We start from the raw sequence: 14,698 nt of genomic DNA on the forward strand, positions 1-14,698 counted from the left end.
GGTCGCCCCCCGGTACCCGGGCAGAAGCAAAGCAAGAGGGCGGTGAAACGACAGAAGCGCCGCTACAAACGGCGCAACCGGATCGAGATCATGTTTGGCAGGCTCAAGGATTGGCGGCGCGTGGCAACACGATACGACAGATGCCCGAAGGTCTTCCTCTCAGCAATCGCCCTCGCAGCATTGGTCATTTACTGGTTATGAGTCCTGACCCTAGTGAAGTCAAATCCGCCCTGTGGGACGGAGCCAACACTCTGCGGGGCTCGGCAGTCGATCGGACCGATTGGAAGGGCTATATCCTGCCGCTCCTGTTCTTCAAACGCATTTCCGATGTTTGGGATGAAGAGACTGCCGAAGCGCAGGAGATCTATGGCGAGGCGGATCCTTCGCTGTTCCCCGAGATCCACCGTTTCGTCGTTCCCGAAGGTTGCCATTGGAATGATGTTCGCGAAACCGCGACGAACGTTGGTGCCGCGCTTCACCGCGCCATGCAGGAGATCGAGCGGGCCAACCCAGACACGCTCTTCCGCGTTTTCGGGGCCGCCGACTGCCTTCGGTCACGACTTGTCCGATCTGCGACCGAGAGTCTTGGAGTCGCTGGGATCGCAAATGCGTCTTTTGCAACGAGGACCGGTTGATCTGCGATCTATGCGAAACCGAGTGTGATCCGGAAGACTACAACACCCTTGATGGCCTTTGTTTCTCATGTTCATGGGGAATGCAGAAAGCGATGCGCCATGACTGAAGCGGCCTAGTTTCCACCGATACAGTTGACCAGTGCTGGTTCGATCTGTGTTCCATCTTTAGAGCACGACCGCCGTCGAAGTGTTCAGTTGCGCATAGAAAAAATAATTTCAAATCAGGGACTTGCAACCTATTCACCAAATCGGCGCAGTCATGAGGTCCGGAGAATATCGGCCCGGAGAGACCGCTTTCGGGCCTCATGGCGCAGGGGCCGGTGCTCAGCCCCGCCCGCATAACCCCCGAATACAACGGAAAAATCCGGCCTCAGCCGGATCGGGAGAACGCTTTCGCGAGGGCAAGTGGCGGGGAGACAGGGATTCGAACCCTGGGGACGCTCTCACGCCCAACGGTTTTCAAGACCGCCGCATTCGACCACTCTGCCACCTCCCCGGTTGCGGGTGCCGCGCCCGGGTGGTTTAGGGCCAGCACGCGTGCTGAGCAAGGGAAAATGGCCACCGGCGCGGAAGGGAAAACTTGCCGACTGGCCAAGCCAGACCTTTCCATATCGTCCAGCACACGCTATTGTTTCGTCCCAATAGATGGCAGGATCCGCCGGACTGCTGCCGCGCGGGAAACAGAGCGCTAAAATGCGCCGCACCAACAGGCAAGGGGCACAGACCTATGACGGATCATCGCGTGGGGGCAGGCTTATCCATTCGCATAGCGGGCCTGGGATTGGCGCTTGTCTTGCTGGCAGGCTGTGACGAGATGCCGAGCCAGCTTGCCTTTCTCCAGCCCGGCGACCGCGACGCAAACGAAGTCTCTTCGGCAGCGGCCCCGGCGGCGACGACCCTGATCGAGCGTGATGTGGAAGCGCCAGAGGTCTTCCAGGTGACCGAGGCAGGGCTTTGGGACGGGCGTCCGTCTCTGGGTGGTGTCTGGGTCGCCCATCCCGATGTCAGCGAACCTGAACGTGTGATCATCCGCAACGCCGCGAACGGGAAGTTCGTCATCGGCGCGCTGTTCAGGCGCGAGCGTGACATTCCCGGACCGCGTGTGCAGACATCCTCTGACGCGGCGGCAGCGTTGGGGATGCTGGCCGGATCCCCGGTGCAACTGAACGTCACCGCGCTGCGGCGCGAGGCCGTGGAAGAGGCACAAGAGCCCGAAACCGTGGACCACGTCGAGACGGCCGAAGAGATCACCGAACAGACGCTGGACCCGATTGCGGCAGCCGGTGCTGCACTGGACCAAGAGACGGTTGCCACAGCGGCGGCCGTCAGCGCAACCGGCGCGACACTGGCCTCTGCCGCCACAAGCAGCGCTGCACCTGCGGCTCCCGCGCCACAACCGGCGCCAAGCCGCTCCTCCCTGGGCAAGCCCTATATCCAAATCGGTATCTTCAGTGTCGAGGCCAATGCAAACCGCACGGCAGACATGATGCGCGGTGCGGGCATGGTGCCGACCGTCTTTGCCCAGACCGCGAATGGCAAACCGTTCTGGCGGGTCGTCGTGGGGCCCGCGCGCACCAGCTCGGAACGCGCGACCCTTCTGAACACGGTCAAGGGCGTCGGTTTTTCCGACGCCTATGCCGTCAGCAACTAACCCAGTATCAAGACCGGGGGGATCCCGTACCGTGAGACCATTCATTCCCGCTTTCATCCGCCCCATGGCCGCAGCCGCGCTTGCGCTTGGGCTGGCCCTGCCTGCTGCGGCGTTTGATACGCGTGCGACATCAGCCTTCGTGATGGACCAGACCACGGGCACGGTGCTGTTGTCCAAGAACGCCGAAGAACCATTACCACCCGCCTCGATGTCCAAGCTGATGACGCTCTATATGACATTCGAAGCGGTCCGCGATGGTCGACTGAATCTCGACGAACGGTTGCCGGTCTCGGAACATGCGATGTCGTTTGGCGGATCGACCATGTTTCTCGACACCACCGACCGGGTCAGCGTCGAGGACCTCTTGCGTGGCATGATCGTAATGTCGGGCAACGATGCCTGTGTGGTGGTCGCCGAGGCGCTCAGCCCCGACGGGACAGAGGCGGGGTTTGCCCGGATGATGACCGAACGGGCGCGCAGTCTGGGGATGGAGAACTCGACCTTCATGAACGCCTCGGGCTGGCCGCAGGCCGGGCATCGCATGTCGATGCGCGATCTGGCCATTCTCGCGGATCGCCTGATTACTGATTTCCCCGAGTTCTACCCGCTTTTTAACGAGGCCGAGTTTGCCTTTGACGGGCGCGCCCCGCAGAACACCCGCAACCGCAACCCGCTTTTGGGATTGGGGATCGGCGCCGATGGCCTGAAAACCGGCCACACGCAGGAGGCAGGCTTCGGTCTGGTTGGCTCGGCCAAGCAAGGCGAGCGTCGGGTGATCTTTGTTATTTCGGGCATCGACACCGCCCGCCAGAGAGCCGAGGAGGCAGAGGCGATAGTCAACTGGTCGTTTCGCCAATTTACCCAGCGTGACCTTGCCCAGGCCGGAACCCAGCTTGCCCAGGCCGAGGTCTGGATGGGAGCCGAGCCGACGGTAGGGCTGGTGGCCGCCGAGACGATCTCGACCCTGATCCCGGTGATGGGTGCAGACGCGGTTGAGGCCGAGGTGATCTATCGCGGCCCCATTCAGGCTCCGATCGAAGCGGGGCAAGTGCTGGCTGAGCTTGTTTTCACCCCTCAGGATCTGCCCCAGGTGCGCGTGCCGCTCGTGGCTGAACGCAGCATCCCGCGCGGCGGCTTCATGGTGCGCGTGACCACAGCGGCCAATGTTCTTTTACGGCAGATCGCCGAAGGTCCCGAGACCGCGATGTGACCGGGCCCGGGCTTTTCATCACCTTTGAAGGCATCGACGGTTCCGGCAAATCCACGCAGGCGCGCCTGCTAGCCGCGCATTTGCAGGATGAGGGTCATGACGTCATTCTGACACGGGAGCCCGGCGGATCGCCCGGGGCCGAGGAAATCCGCTCTCTTGTTCTTGAGGGGGACCCTGACCGGTGGTCGGCAGAGACCGAGATCCTGCTTTTCACCGCCGCGCGGCGCGATCATCTGGAGCGCCTGATCGCGCCAGCCCTTGCCCGCGGTCAGATCGTGATCTGCGACCGCTTTGCCGATTCCACACGGATGTATCAGGGGCTCAGCCGGGGCGATCTGCGCGGTCTGGTGGATCAGTTGCACGACCTGATGATCGGGCGGGAGCCGGACATGACGCTGCTCATCGACATGGAACCGGATGTCGGCCTGGGTCGCGCATTGTCGCGGCGCGGGACCGAGGAGCGGTTCGAGGAATTCGGCGAAGAGATGCAGGTGCGGATGCGCGCCGGGTTTCTGGAGCTGGCCCGCGAATTCGCCGACCGGTTTCACATCATCGATGGCGCCCAAGGCATTGATACGGTCGCGGCGGATGTCCGTGACGTGGTGGCACGCGCATTGGCCGCGCGCTGATGGTTTCCGACGCCGGTCCGGGCTGATACACCGCTTGGCATGAGTCCCTCCGACACAGATGGCCCCCGCCCGGACCAGACCCCCGGCGCCCCGCATCCCCGCGAAACCGCGCGCCTTCTGGGTCAGGCCGCGGCGGAGGTCGAGTTTCTACAGGCCTTCAATTCGGGCCGCATGCATCACGGCTGGATGCTGACCGGCCCGCGCGGGGTCGGCAAGGCAACACTCGCCTACCGGATCGCGCGGTTTCTGCTGGCCACGCCCCCGGTCGACGACGACGGGCTTTTTGGCGCCCCGCCGCCGCCCGGCACTCTGGAGATCGACCCCGAGCATCCGGTGGCACGCCACATTCTGGCCGGGGCCGAGCCGGGGCTAAAAACGGTGACCCGCTCGCTCACCGATACGGGCAAGCTGAGCGATATGATCCGCGCGACCGATATCCGCGCGCTCAACAGCTTTTTCGGGTTGTCGGCCACCGAAGGCGGGCGGCGGGTGGTCATTGTCGACGCCGCGGACGAGATGAATACACAAGCCGCCAATGCGCTCTTGAAGATGCTGGAAGAGCCGCCCCGGGATGCCGTTCTGCTATTGATCGTGCATCAACCCGCACGCCTGCTGCCCACCATCCGCTCGCGCTGTCGCACCTTGCGGCTTAGCGCGCTGTCGCCGGTCGATATGGCTCAGGCGCTGCAAGAGGCCGGCAGCCCTGCGGTCGAAGGGACTGCCGCGCAAGCTCTGGCCGAGCTGTCGGGCGGCTCTGTCGGGACGGCGTTGCGCCTGTTGGTGCTGGATGGGCTTTCGCTTTATGCAGATCTGATCACGCTTCTTGCAACCCTGCCCCGGTTTGACCGCGCCCGCGCGCGCAGCCTGGCCGACAGCGTCGCGGGCGCGCGCAATGCCGAGCGTCTTGCGTTGCTCTTTGATCTTCTGGATCTGGCCCTGACCCGGTTGGCGCGCACCGGTGCCACGGGCCAGCCCCTGCCCGAGGCCGCTCCGGGCGAGGTTGACACGTTCGCACGTCTGGCGCCGGATGCCCGGTCCGCGCGCGCCTGGGCCGATACCGCGGCACATATCAGCGCACGCGCACGTCATGGCCTGGCGGTCAACCTTGACCCCGCCGCCCTTGTCCTAGATACGATCTTCAGCATCGCAAAGACGGCCCAACCCGCATCCTCATGACGCAGACCCCCCAGATCCCACAAATCACCGACAGCCACTGTCACCTCGACTTCCCAGATTTCGACGGACAGATGAACGATGTCCTGACGCGCGCCGCCGAGGCCGGCGTGAGCCGCATGGTGACCATCTGCACAAAGCTGCGGCTGGAGCCGCAGATTCGCGCCATCGCCGAGACGCACGCACCCGTGTTTTATGCCGCAGGCACCCATCCGATGAGTGCCGCGGATGAACCGCTGGCAACCGTGGAGGAGCTGATCGCGCTGACCCGCCACCCCAAGATGGTGGGGATCGGCGAAACGGGGCTCGATTATCACTACACATCCGACAGTGCGGAAATCCAGCAAACCTCCCTGCGGATCCACATCGCAGCGGCGCGCGAAACCGGTCTGCCCCTGATCATTCACGCCCGCGCGGCGGACGAGGATATGACGCGCATCCTGACCGAGGAATACCGCAACGGTGCCTATTGCTGCGTCATGCATTGCTTTTCGTCTGGCGCCGGGCTGGCCAAGGCCTCCCTAGATCTGGGCTTTTACCTGTCGATGTCGGGCATCGCTGCCTTTCCGCGCAGTCAGGAGCTGCGCGATATCTTTGCCGCCGCCCCCGTCGAGCGCATTCTGGTTGAGACCGACGCGCCCTATCTCGCTCCGCCGCCCTATCGCGGCAAACGCAACGAGCCTGCTTATGTGGCCCATACAGCGCGTGTGGGCGCAGAGCTGTTCGGGATGGATTACGCTGACTTCGCCGCCCAAACCGAGGCAAATTTCGACAGCCTCTTTTCCAAGGCCGCCAGTTGGAGAGCCGCCGCATGAGCGGGCGCATGCGCTTTACCATCCTGGGCTGCGGATCCTCGGGCGGGGTCCCGCGCCTGGGCGGGCAATGGGGCGACTGCGATCCCGATAACCCCAAGAACCGCCGCCAGCGCTGTTCGATGTTGGTTGAACGCGACGGGCCTGCTGGGACGACCAGTGTTTTGATCGACACCTCCCCTGATCTGCGGTCGCAATTGCTGACGACGGGCACGGGGCGGCTGGATGCCGTGGTTTATACCCACAGCCATGCCGATCACGTGCATGGCATCGATGATCTGCGCATGATCGTCTACAACATGCGTGCCCGCATTCCGGTCTGGGCCGATGGCGACACGCAAAACGCGTTGTTCGCGCGGTTTGGATATGCCTTCGTGCAACCCGAAGGCTCCCCCTACCCGCCCATCCTGGATATGAAGACAATCTCGGGCGCGTTCGAGGTGGATGGACCCGGCGGCGCGATCCCGTTCGAACCGTTCGAGGTCAATCACGGCAGTATCGAAGCGCTCGGGTTTCGGATCGGCGGCCTGGCCTATCTGCCCGATGTGGCCGACATTCCCGATGATGTCTGGCCGGTTCTCGACGATCTCGATATCTGGGTGGTGGACGCGCTGCGCCGCACACCCCACCCGACCCATGCGCATCTCGACAAGACCTTGGGCTGGATCGAGCAGGTCAAACCCACCCGCGCGATCCTGACAAACATGCATGTCGACCTGGACTATGCGACGCTGAAGCAAGAGACACCCGATCATATCGAGCCCGCCTATGACGGCATGGTGATTGAGATGGATATCTGAGGCTCTGTCTATCTTCGGTCCCAAATACTCCCAAATCCAGCGCCCAAGACGTGATCCGGCCAACCAGGTGCCTCGCTCATGCTGCAAACACTGATCGACGTCATCTTGCCGGTTTTTCTGGTGATCGGGTCCGGTTATGCGGTGACCCGCGCGGGATGGTTCACACCCTCCCATATCGACGGGATCATGAAATTCACGCAATGGTTCGCAATCCCCTGCCTGCTCTTTGCGGCGATCGCCAATCTGGATCTGTCGGCCAGTTTCAATCCTGACCTTCTGATCTCATTCTATTCCGGGGCCGGGATTGCGTTTGCCCTGGGTATCACAGGCGCACGGGTTTTGTTCAAACGTGATTGGGAGGACAGCGTCGCCATCGGGTTTTGCTGCCTCTTTTCCAACTCGGTCCTTCTGGGCCTGCCCATCACCGAGCGCGCCTATGGCGCGGACAGCCTGGTCGGCAACTATGCGATCATCGCCCTGCATTCGCCGTTTTGCTACGGGCTGGGCATCACCACGATGGAGGTTGTGCGCAATCGCGGCAAGAGCGGCGGCGCACTGATCAAAGCCGTGACCAAGGCGATGTTTTCCAACACACTGATCTTGGGGATAAGTCTGGGGTTCTTGTTCAACATCACCGGCTGGACCTTGCCAGGCCCGGTTGACGACGCGCTGTCGCTGATCATCGCGGCGGCCCTGCCGGGTGCGCTCTTTGCTCTGGGTGGGGTGTTGGTGCAATACCGACCCGAGGGGGACTTGCGCGCAATCGGCATGGTTTGCCTCATCGCGCTGATGATCCATCCCGCAATCACTTGGGCCTTGGGCAAGTCGCTGTCTCTGCCACAGGACCTGTTTCGGTCCGGTGTTCTGACAGCGGCGATGGCGCCCGGCTTTAACGCCTATATCTTTGCCAACATGTATGGGCGTGCCAAACGGGTTGCCGCCTCCTCGGTACTGATCGCGACAGGCGCGTCCCTGATCACCACCTGGATCTGGCTGACCGTGCTGGGATAACCCGCTCGCTCAGACCGATGGAGTGGCTGCCCGACCGCCCATCACGCGCGCAAGCAGGAACAGGGCCACCGCGCCGCCGATGCCGATCAGATCCGAGATCATGCCGCCTTCGATCATGAAAAGCGCTGTGACGATCAGTGCCCCGCGCATCAGCCAGGAGGCGCGACTGCCGACCCACCAGCCCTGAACCCCCGATGACAGCAGAAACACCCCGAAGACAGCCGTTGCCCCCGCGCGCGTCACCTCGAACCAGGTGCCATCCATCAGGATCGCGGAGTTGTAAAAGAACATGAACGGCACGATAAACGCCGAAATCCCGATCTTGAAGGACGCGACCGAGGTGGCCATCGGGTTCGATCCCGAGATCCCTGCCGCCGCATAGCTTGCCAGCGCCACGGGCGGCGTGATGGCCGAAACCACGGCAAAATAGAAGACAAAGAAATGCGCGGTCAGCATCGGAATGCCCAACTGGATCAAACCAGGTGCGACAACCGAGGCCGCTACAGCATAGGCCGCCGTGGTGGGCATGCCCATGCCCAGCAGGATCGAGATACACATCGCAAAGAAAAGTGCGATCAACTGGTTTGCCGCCGCGATGTCGAGAAGGACCGACGAGAACCGCGCACCCACGCCCGTCAGAGAGATTACGCCCACGATGATGCCCGCACAGGCACAGACCGCGATGATCTGGATCGACATGATACCTGCCAGCTCGAACGCCTTGACGACCGACCGGATGCCCATCCGGTAGGGTGTGAACCAACTCACCACAGCCGCCGCCGCGGTGGCCAGCGTACCCGCCCGGATCACCGAATACCCCATGAATAGCGCCGCGATCAGAATGATGATTGGCAGGAACAGAAACACCCGGCGCACCATGTCGCGGAATTTCGGCAGTTCATCTTCGCGCATGCCGCGCATGCCCAGCTTGGCGGCCTCGAAATCGACCATGAAATAGATCGACACGAAATAAAGAACCGCCGGGATGATCGCGGCGATCGCGATCTCGGTATAGGGAATGCCGGTGATCTCGGCCATGATAAAGGCGCCGGCTCCCATAATCGGCGGCATGATCTGCCCACCTGTGGAGGCGCCCGCCTCGATCGCTCCGGCGGTACGGGCGTTGTATCCCACTTTTTTCATCAGCGGGATGGTGAGAGAGCCTGTGGCCACCACATTGCCCGCCGAGGTGCCGTTGATCATCCCCATCAGGCCAGAGGCAAAGATCGCCACTTTCGCCGGGCCGCCGCGCGCGCGCCCGGCCGCCGCAAAGGCGAAATTCACGAAATAGTCACCCACCTTGGACGCCTGAAGGAACGCCGCAAAGATGATAAAGAGAATGATATAGGTCGAGGAGACAGCCGTGGTCGGCCCCAGGATCCCCGCATCGGTATAGACTTGGCTGAAGAACCGCTGCCAGGTGATATCCGGCGCGTTCAAAAATCCCGGCAGCAGGTCGCCCACAAAGACATAGAGCAGGAACACACCCGCGATGATGATCAACGCCAGCCCCGCGACGCGGCGCGTCATCTCCATGATCAGCGCGGTGCCCGCCACGGCGGCCAGGCTCATCCCGATGGGCGCAAAGGGCGTCCCGGTGGAATTGCGCATCAAGGTGCCGAAGATCGTGATCAGATAGATTGCCACGGCAATGCCGCAAACCGCCAGAACCAGGTCCGCGGGCGCAATCGACGCGCGGCTATGCGGGCGCGCCCAGCCGATCACAATGCCCAGGCCCGTCGCGATCAGCAACGGATACCCATAGTGATAAATCTCGGCCGTCCGGATCGCCGCGTCGATGCCGTTCCACATCACACCGCCCGCGATCTGCGACGCAAAGCCCAGCGCCGTGTAACAGGCATAAAGCGCCGGGCCGAGCGCCAGATAGGCCAGCAGATCAAGTGGATGCCGCCGACCCCGCTCCTGATCGGTGAACCCGCGCGCGGAATATAGGACAAAGCCCAGGATCAACGCGCCTGCAATATGGACGATACGGAAATTCCAGGTCTCCATCGGAAAGACCGGTAGTCCCGGAAGGTCGATTCCGGTCCAGCCCCGGATCGACCATCCGTTCAGCGCCGCCATGTGAAACACCGCGTAAAAGGCCGACAGCGCCGCAATCGCAAGATAGGTCTTTCCCTCGAAAAGGCGGCGATTGCCTTCGACGGGCTCGTCATCCACGCCATCGGCCAGAACCGGCCCATCTGTCAGGTCGTCTGTCTGCGGTCCGGTTGCCATGTATCGGCTCCTCTGGGGTCAAATGGCCCTGGACGGGCTGAGGCGCATGTCTTGAAATCTGCGAAAGCAATGGAAGGCGGCAGGGGTCGCGCGGATGGCGCAGCCCCTGCCGGAAGAGTGCGTCAGTTCCCGTGGATCTGATCGGCCGGGATATCGGCCCCGGCATTTTCCATGAACCAGGCCGCCGCGCCCGGATGCCAGTCGATCACGCCATCGTTCTTGTCCCAGTTCTCGGGCAAAGTCGAACGTGCCGCGCGGTGGATATTCACCATCCGTTCATTGTCGGACATCACCACATCGACCACAGCTTTGACAAAGCTTTCGGGCAGATCGCAGTTGGCAATGGCAAAGTTCCACATCGACACCGACCGCGCCGGAGCCTCCAGCGTGGTATAGGTGTCTGCCGCGATCTCGAACTGAGATACCGGGAACGCCTCAAGGATCTGTGCCTGCTCTTCTTGCGAGAACTCGATGATGTTGACATCCGTCTGCACCTCGAGCTGGCTCACGGCCGGGACCGGCACACCGGCGGCAAAGGCGATGACGTCCAACAAACCGTCCTGCAGCTGTCCGCCCAGATCGCTCCAGCCGCCATTTCGGCGCTCGTAATTGACGCCCAGCTCATCCATCATCCGCGGAAAATACGTGTCCGAGGTTGAACCCGCAGGGCCAAATCCGATGCGCGCCCCGTCCGGGATGTCGGCGATGGACGCGATCCCCGAGGATGCCAGTGCGGTCACCGAAAACGGTGTTTGGTACATCGGGAACATCGCGCAGGCATTGGTCATCTGCAACCCCGGGGCAATGGGGTTGGTTCCGGCAATGGATTCCGCCGCCGGCCCCATCGTGGTCATGCCGAACTGCGCATCACCGGTATGAACCAGTGCCATGTTCTGCATTGGCCCGCCGGTCACTTCACCGCCGCCGGTCAGACCCAGCTCTTCGGCGACAAGGTTGGCCCAGCCCGAGCCATAGGCGAAATATGTCCCACCCTGCGAGGCGGTCCCGACGGTAAAGCTTTCCGGCCAACCGGCACGGTCCGCATGCGCATCCGCAAATGCGCTTGTGGCCGTCAGAGCGGTTGTTGCGATAATCGCGGCTAGTTTCATTGGTGTTCCTCCACTATTCTTTCAAGGCCTTCTTGGCAGGCCGATTTGCACCCTCCAAACTCCTGCCGGAAAGCGACAGATGCGGGATGACCGCGATTGGCAAATGGCGCAATCCCCGATGCCGTGCGATGCTGGCAAAATGTCACAAACTGGACCGAGATAGGTCGGTTCGGGAACATTCGCACATTTTGATGTGTCGGAAACGGAACATTTTGCCCCCCTCCGAGAGGCGCGGCTATTCGCTGACGGACGCTTTGGAGATGTCGTGTTTCTGCATTTTCTCATAGAGCGCCTTACGCGACAGCCCCAACGCCTCATAGGTGTGTTTGAGGCTGCCACCTTGCGCAGTCAGTGCCGCGATGATCAGGGACCGCTCATATTCCGCCAGTTGCGCGGCAAGGGAACCGGGCCCGCCTGACCTGTCTGGCCCGGCATCAAATGCCAATCCCAGAACGAACCGATCCGCCGCGTTGCGCAATTCGCGGACATTGCCCGGCCAGTCGGTTCTCGCCACCTGAGACAGAACCGCAGGGGGCACTTCGGGAATGGGTTTTGAATAACGCGCGGCAGCCTGCGCCACCAGATTGATGAAAAGCGATGGGATATCGTCGCGCCGCTGCGCCAATGTCGGGATGCGCAGCGTGACAACGTTCAGCCGATAAAAGAGATCGGCGCGGAAACCGCCATCGGCAACCGCCGCGTCCAGATCTGTTTTGGCCGCAGCCAGAATGCGGATATCCAGGCAAACGGCCTCATTTGCGCCCAATGGTGTGATCTGGCGCGCTTGAATGACGTGCAGCAGCTTGGCCTGTACCGGCACCGGGAGGCTGTCGATCTCATCCAGAAACACCGTGCCCCGGCGCGCATGCTCGAACTTGCCGATGCGCGGCCGCAAGGCGCCCGGAAACGCGCCGGCAGCATGGCCGAAAAGCTCGGATTCGACCAGATGCTCGGGCAGAGCCGCACAGTTGATATGGACGAAGGGATGCGCGCCACGCACCGAGAAATCGTGTATTGCGCGCGCGGTCAGATCCTTGCCTGTGCCAGTCTCTCCGGTGATCAGCAAATCGGTATCTGTGGCTGCGATGGCGCGGATGTTCTTGCGCAGATCAACCATCACATCGGAGCGGCCGATCAACCGCGCCTCCAGCTTGTCACGCCCGCCGACGTCACGCTTCAACGCGCGATTCTCGATCACCAGGCGCCGCTGGTTCAGGGCATGCTGAACGGTGGTGACCAGACGCTCGGGCTCATAGGGTTTTTCCAGAAAGTCGAAGGCCCCCTCGCGCATTGCCTGTACCGCAAGCTCGACATCGCCATGGCCGGTGATCAGGATGACCGGGAACGCGGGGTCGATCTCAAGCACCTGGCGCATCAGCCACAGCCCATCCTGGCCCGGCATGCGAATATCCGTGACCAAGACACCCGAAAGACTGCGGCTGATCTGCGGCAGGGCGGCTTCGGCACCGTCAAGTGTCGTCACCTGCAAATCCGCAAGCGCCAGCGTTTGCGCAGCCGCCCGCCGCAGCTCCTCCTCATCATCGACAAACAGAACCGTTTCAGTCATTGCGCGGCAGCCTCAACGGGGGGCGCGGGCCGCAAGCTGACCCGCATTTCCAGACCGCCCCCGGGGCCGTTCACCGCCGCAAGCGTCCCGCCGAACCCTGTCACGATATTGTAGGAGATCGACAGGCCCAGCCCCAGGCCATTGCCCGGCGTCTTGGTCGTAAAGAACGGATCGAAGATCTTGTCGGCAAGCTCTTCGCTCAGTCCCGGGCCGGTATCGGCCACCGTCACGACGGTGCCCGCAACGTCGATCCGAACGGATTTTTGTCGCTGATCCTGCATCGCGTCCAGCGCGTTGTTGATCAGATTGACAAAGACCTGTTGTAGCCTGACATGCCCACCCAGCACCCAGATATCATCGGCGGGGGGCGTATAGGCCACATGCGCGTTCTCGGCCTTGAGCCGCACCTCCATCACCGCGATCGCATCGTGCAGCACCGCGTTCAGCATCAGCGGGCCAGTGGCCTGTTTCGGGCTGCGGGCGAAATTGCGCAAATGCCGCGAGATCGAGGCCATCCGATCCACCATCCGCGAGATCCGCTGGATGTTGTCGCGCGCCTCGTCCGGTTTGTTCCGATCCAGAAACTTGCCGGCATTGACAGCATAGGATTTCACCACGGCGAGCGGTTGGTTCAGCTCGTGCGACAAGGCGGCCGACATCTGGCCCAGCGCGGAGAGTTTTTCCGCCTGGATCAGCGCGGTCTGGGTGTGCCTGAGATCGGCAAGCGCAGTGCTCAGATCTGCCGTACGCGCGGCCACCGCCGCTTCAAGCGCATGTTTGGCCTCCCGCTCGGCGGCCAGCGCATCGGCCTGTCGGACCTGTTTGAGCAGATACGCCATCAGCGCCCCCAGCAAGAGCATCACCGTCAGCCCCACCATAACCAGCGTCGCCAGCGCAGTAACGCGCACAGGCCCCGTGGGCGACAGAAATGAGATCGTGAGGGTGCGTTGCCCGACCCGTTGCGATGTCCGCACAAAAGCCTCGCCCGGACCGCGACCGATCTGGACCAGTTGCGCATCGGGCGCGATCTGGGTCGCGGAGATGGGCAAAAGATCAATCCGGTCGATGGGGTATTCAAGGTTGCGCGCAATCAGCGACATCGTCTCGTCGCTCAGCGGCCGCAGCGCCCGAAAATGCCAGTCTGGCCGCGACGACATCAGAACGAAGGCATTCTGATCGGCGACGATCACGTCGCTATCGGCGCCGCGCCACACGCTTTCAAAGGCGGCGATATCAAACTTCAGCGCGATCACACCGACAATGCGGTTTTCATCCTCGACCGGCGCGGCATAGAAATACCCATTCTCGCCGGTTGTCGTGCCATAGAACGAAAAGCTCGACACCAACCCATCCAACGCCTGCGCAAAGAAGGTCTGATAGCTGAAGTTCTGGCCCAGCGAATTGCGCGGCGCCTGATAGCTGGCGGCGGCGCGCGTGCGTCCCGTCACATCCATCAACATGATATCGACCGCCCGCGTGGTCAGCGCGGTCTGGCGCAGCGCTTCATTCACGCGGGCCCGCAATTGTGCATTGTCCGGCGTCCGCAGAAGCTGTGCCAACTCGGGGCGTTCGGCGATCAGTGCAGGCAGCGGCGCATACCGGTCAAGGGCCGCAGCCAGCCCTTCGGAGGCCAGCTTTAGGGGCACGTCGTTCTGTACCGCCTGTTGGCGCATGTAAAATCGCTCGAGCATGGGATAGGCGGCGAGGGCGGCACCGCCACTGAGCGCAGCCAGGGCGAGAATAAGCTTGAAAACAATCGGACGCGTCAAATTCATCTTGAAAATATGAGGGATTTTTTGACGAAAGGACAGTCTCTCTAAAGGTCGGTGCCAGCAGAGCGGGATCCGGCACTCTGACTGTCGG

Annotated in this window: 13 protein-coding genes and 1 tRNA gene; 9 read left to right on the top strand and 5 right to left on the bottom strand. The window is 62.3% G+C overall.

What is annotated here, in order from left to right:
* Window positions 1–201, top strand: a 201-nt coding sequence (locus HEP69_RS10860) for a transposase (protein ID WP_290558547.1), incomplete at its 5' end; no start/stop codon positions are given.
* A complete protein-coding gene (locus tag HEP69_RS10865) occupies window positions 198–635 on the top strand; it encodes a type I restriction-modification system subunit M N-terminal domain-containing protein (RefSeq protein WP_290558670.1) in 438 nt (145 codons plus the stop codon). The genes HEP69_RS10860 and HEP69_RS10865, both read left to right, overlap by 4 nt.
* A gap of 406 nt (window positions 636–1,041) precedes the next feature.
* On the opposite strand, the gene HEP69_RS10870 is transcribed toward HEP69_RS10865, so the two are convergent.
* Window positions 1,042–1,131: transfer RNA gene (locus tag HEP69_RS10870), tRNA-Ser, on the bottom strand.
* Between the two features lie 231 nt (window positions 1,132–1,362).
* Between HEP69_RS10870 and HEP69_RS10875 the strand changes: the two genes are divergently transcribed.
* From HEP69_RS10875 to HEP69_RS10905, 7 genes are all read left to right on the top strand, one after another.
* Window positions 1,363–2,286, top strand: a complete 924-nt coding sequence (locus HEP69_RS10875; protein ID WP_290558548.1) for an SPOR domain-containing protein — start codon at window positions 1,363–1,365, stop codon at window positions 2,284–2,286.
* Between the two features lie 64 nt (window positions 2,287–2,350).
* A complete protein-coding gene (locus HEP69_RS10880) occupies window positions 2,351–3,496 on the top strand; it encodes a D-alanyl-D-alanine carboxypeptidase family protein (RefSeq protein WP_290558671.1) in 1,146 nt (381 codons plus the stop codon).
* The gene (gene tmk / locus HEP69_RS10885; protein ID WP_290558549.1) at window positions 3,493–4,125 is read left to right on the top strand and encodes a dTMP kinase; all 633 of its coding nucleotides are present in this window, start codon (window positions 3,493–3,495) and stop codon (window positions 4,123–4,125) included. The genes HEP69_RS10880 and tmk overlap by 4 nt, the downstream gene beginning before the upstream one ends.
* 39 nt (window positions 4,126–4,164) lie before the next feature.
* The gene (locus HEP69_RS10890; RefSeq protein ID WP_290558550.1) at window positions 4,165–5,301 is read left to right on the top strand and encodes a DNA polymerase III subunit delta'; all 1,137 of its coding nucleotides are present in this window, start codon (window positions 4,165–4,167) and stop codon (window positions 5,299–5,301) included.
* On the top strand, window positions 5,298–6,113 hold the full coding sequence (locus HEP69_RS10895; RefSeq protein ID WP_290558551.1) for a TatD family hydrolase: 816 nt from the start codon (window positions 5,298–5,300) through the stop codon (window positions 6,111–6,113). Before HEP69_RS10890 ends, HEP69_RS10895 begins: the two co-directional genes overlap by 4 nt.
* Window positions 6,110–6,910 carry an MBL fold metallo-hydrolase gene (locus HEP69_RS10900; RefSeq protein ID WP_290558552.1) on the top strand — a complete coding sequence of 267 codons (801 nt, stop codon included), beginning with the start codon at window positions 6,110–6,112 and terminating at the stop codon, window positions 6,908–6,910. The genes HEP69_RS10895 and HEP69_RS10900 overlap by 4 nt, the downstream gene beginning before the upstream one ends.
* 78 nt (window positions 6,911–6,988) lie before the next feature.
* On the top strand, window positions 6,989–7,921 hold the full coding sequence (locus HEP69_RS10905; RefSeq protein ID WP_290558553.1) for an AEC family transporter: 933 nt from the start codon (window positions 6,989–6,991) through the stop codon (window positions 7,919–7,921).
* A 9-nt stretch (window positions 7,922–7,930) separates the two neighbouring features.
* On the opposite strand, the gene HEP69_RS10910 is transcribed toward HEP69_RS10905, so the two are convergent.
* The 4 genes from HEP69_RS10910 to HEP69_RS10925 all read right to left on the bottom strand — a co-directional run bounded on the left by HEP69_RS10910 (window position 7,931) and on the right by HEP69_RS10925 (window position 14,610).
* Complete coding sequence (locus HEP69_RS10910; RefSeq protein WP_290558554.1) at window positions 7,931–10,159, bottom strand: TRAP transporter fused permease subunit; 2,229 nt, start codon at window positions 10,157–10,159, stop codon at window positions 7,931–7,933.
* A gap of 122 nt (window positions 10,160–10,281) precedes the next feature.
* Complete coding sequence (locus HEP69_RS10915) at window positions 10,282–11,268, bottom strand: TAXI family TRAP transporter solute-binding subunit (RefSeq protein ID WP_290558555.1); 987 nt, start codon at window positions 11,266–11,268, stop codon at window positions 10,282–10,284.
* Window positions 11,269–11,503: 235 nt separating this feature from the next.
* Entirely contained in the window at window positions 11,504–12,835 is a 1,332-nt protein-coding gene (locus HEP69_RS10920) for a sigma-54 dependent transcriptional regulator (RefSeq protein WP_290558556.1), read from the bottom strand.
* A complete protein-coding gene (locus HEP69_RS10925; RefSeq protein ID WP_290558557.1) occupies window positions 12,832–14,610 on the bottom strand; it encodes an ATP-binding protein in 1,779 nt (592 codons plus the stop codon). The genes HEP69_RS10920 and HEP69_RS10925 overlap by 4 nt, the downstream gene beginning before the upstream one ends.
* Between the last annotated feature and the right edge of the window lie 88 nt (window positions 14,611–14,698).

This window comes from Aestuariivita sp., assembly GCF_021404545.1.
Lineage (GTDB): Bacteria > Pseudomonadota > Alphaproteobacteria > Rhodobacterales > Rhodobacteraceae > Aestuariivita.

Excerpts from the sequence above, each read along its gene's own strand:
- HEP69_RS10910 (WP_290558554.1), bottom strand. The coding sequence starts at position 10,159 with ATGGCAACCGGACCGCAGACAGACGACCTGACAGATGGGCCGGTTCTG.
- HEP69_RS10900 (WP_290558552.1), top strand. The coding sequence starts at position 6,110 with ATGAGCGGGCGCATGCGCTTTACCATCCTGGGCTGCGGATCCTCGGGC.
- HEP69_RS10920 (WP_290558556.1), bottom strand. The coding sequence starts at position 12,835 with ATGACTGAAACGGTTCTGTTTGTCGATGATGAGGAGGAGCTGCGGCGG.
- HEP69_RS10895 (WP_290558551.1), top strand. The coding sequence starts at position 5,298 with ATGACGCAGACCCCCCAGATCCCACAAATCACCGACAGCCACTGTCAC.
- HEP69_RS10915 (WP_290558555.1), bottom strand. The coding sequence starts at position 11,268 with ATGAAACTAGCCGCGATTATCGCAACAACCGCTCTGACGGCCACAAGC.
- HEP69_RS10905 (WP_290558553.1), top strand. The coding sequence starts at position 6,989 with ATGCTGCAAACACTGATCGACGTCATCTTGCCGGTTTTTCTGGTGATC.
- HEP69_RS10925 (WP_290558557.1), bottom strand. The coding sequence starts at position 14,610 with ATGAATTTGACGCGTCCGATTGTTTTCAAGCTTATTCTCGCCCTGGCT.
- HEP69_RS10880 (WP_290558671.1), top strand. The coding sequence starts at position 2,351 with ATGGCCGCAGCCGCGCTTGCGCTTGGGCTGGCCCTGCCTGCTGCGGCG.
- HEP69_RS10865 (WP_290558670.1), top strand. The coding sequence starts at position 198 with ATGAGTCCTGACCCTAGTGAAGTCAAATCCGCCCTGTGGGACGGAGCC.
- HEP69_RS10890 (WP_290558550.1), top strand. The coding sequence starts at position 4,165 with ATGAGTCCCTCCGACACAGATGGCCCCCGCCCGGACCAGACCCCCGGC.
- HEP69_RS10875 (WP_290558548.1), top strand. The coding sequence starts at position 1,363 with ATGACGGATCATCGCGTGGGGGCAGGCTTATCCATTCGCATAGCGGGC.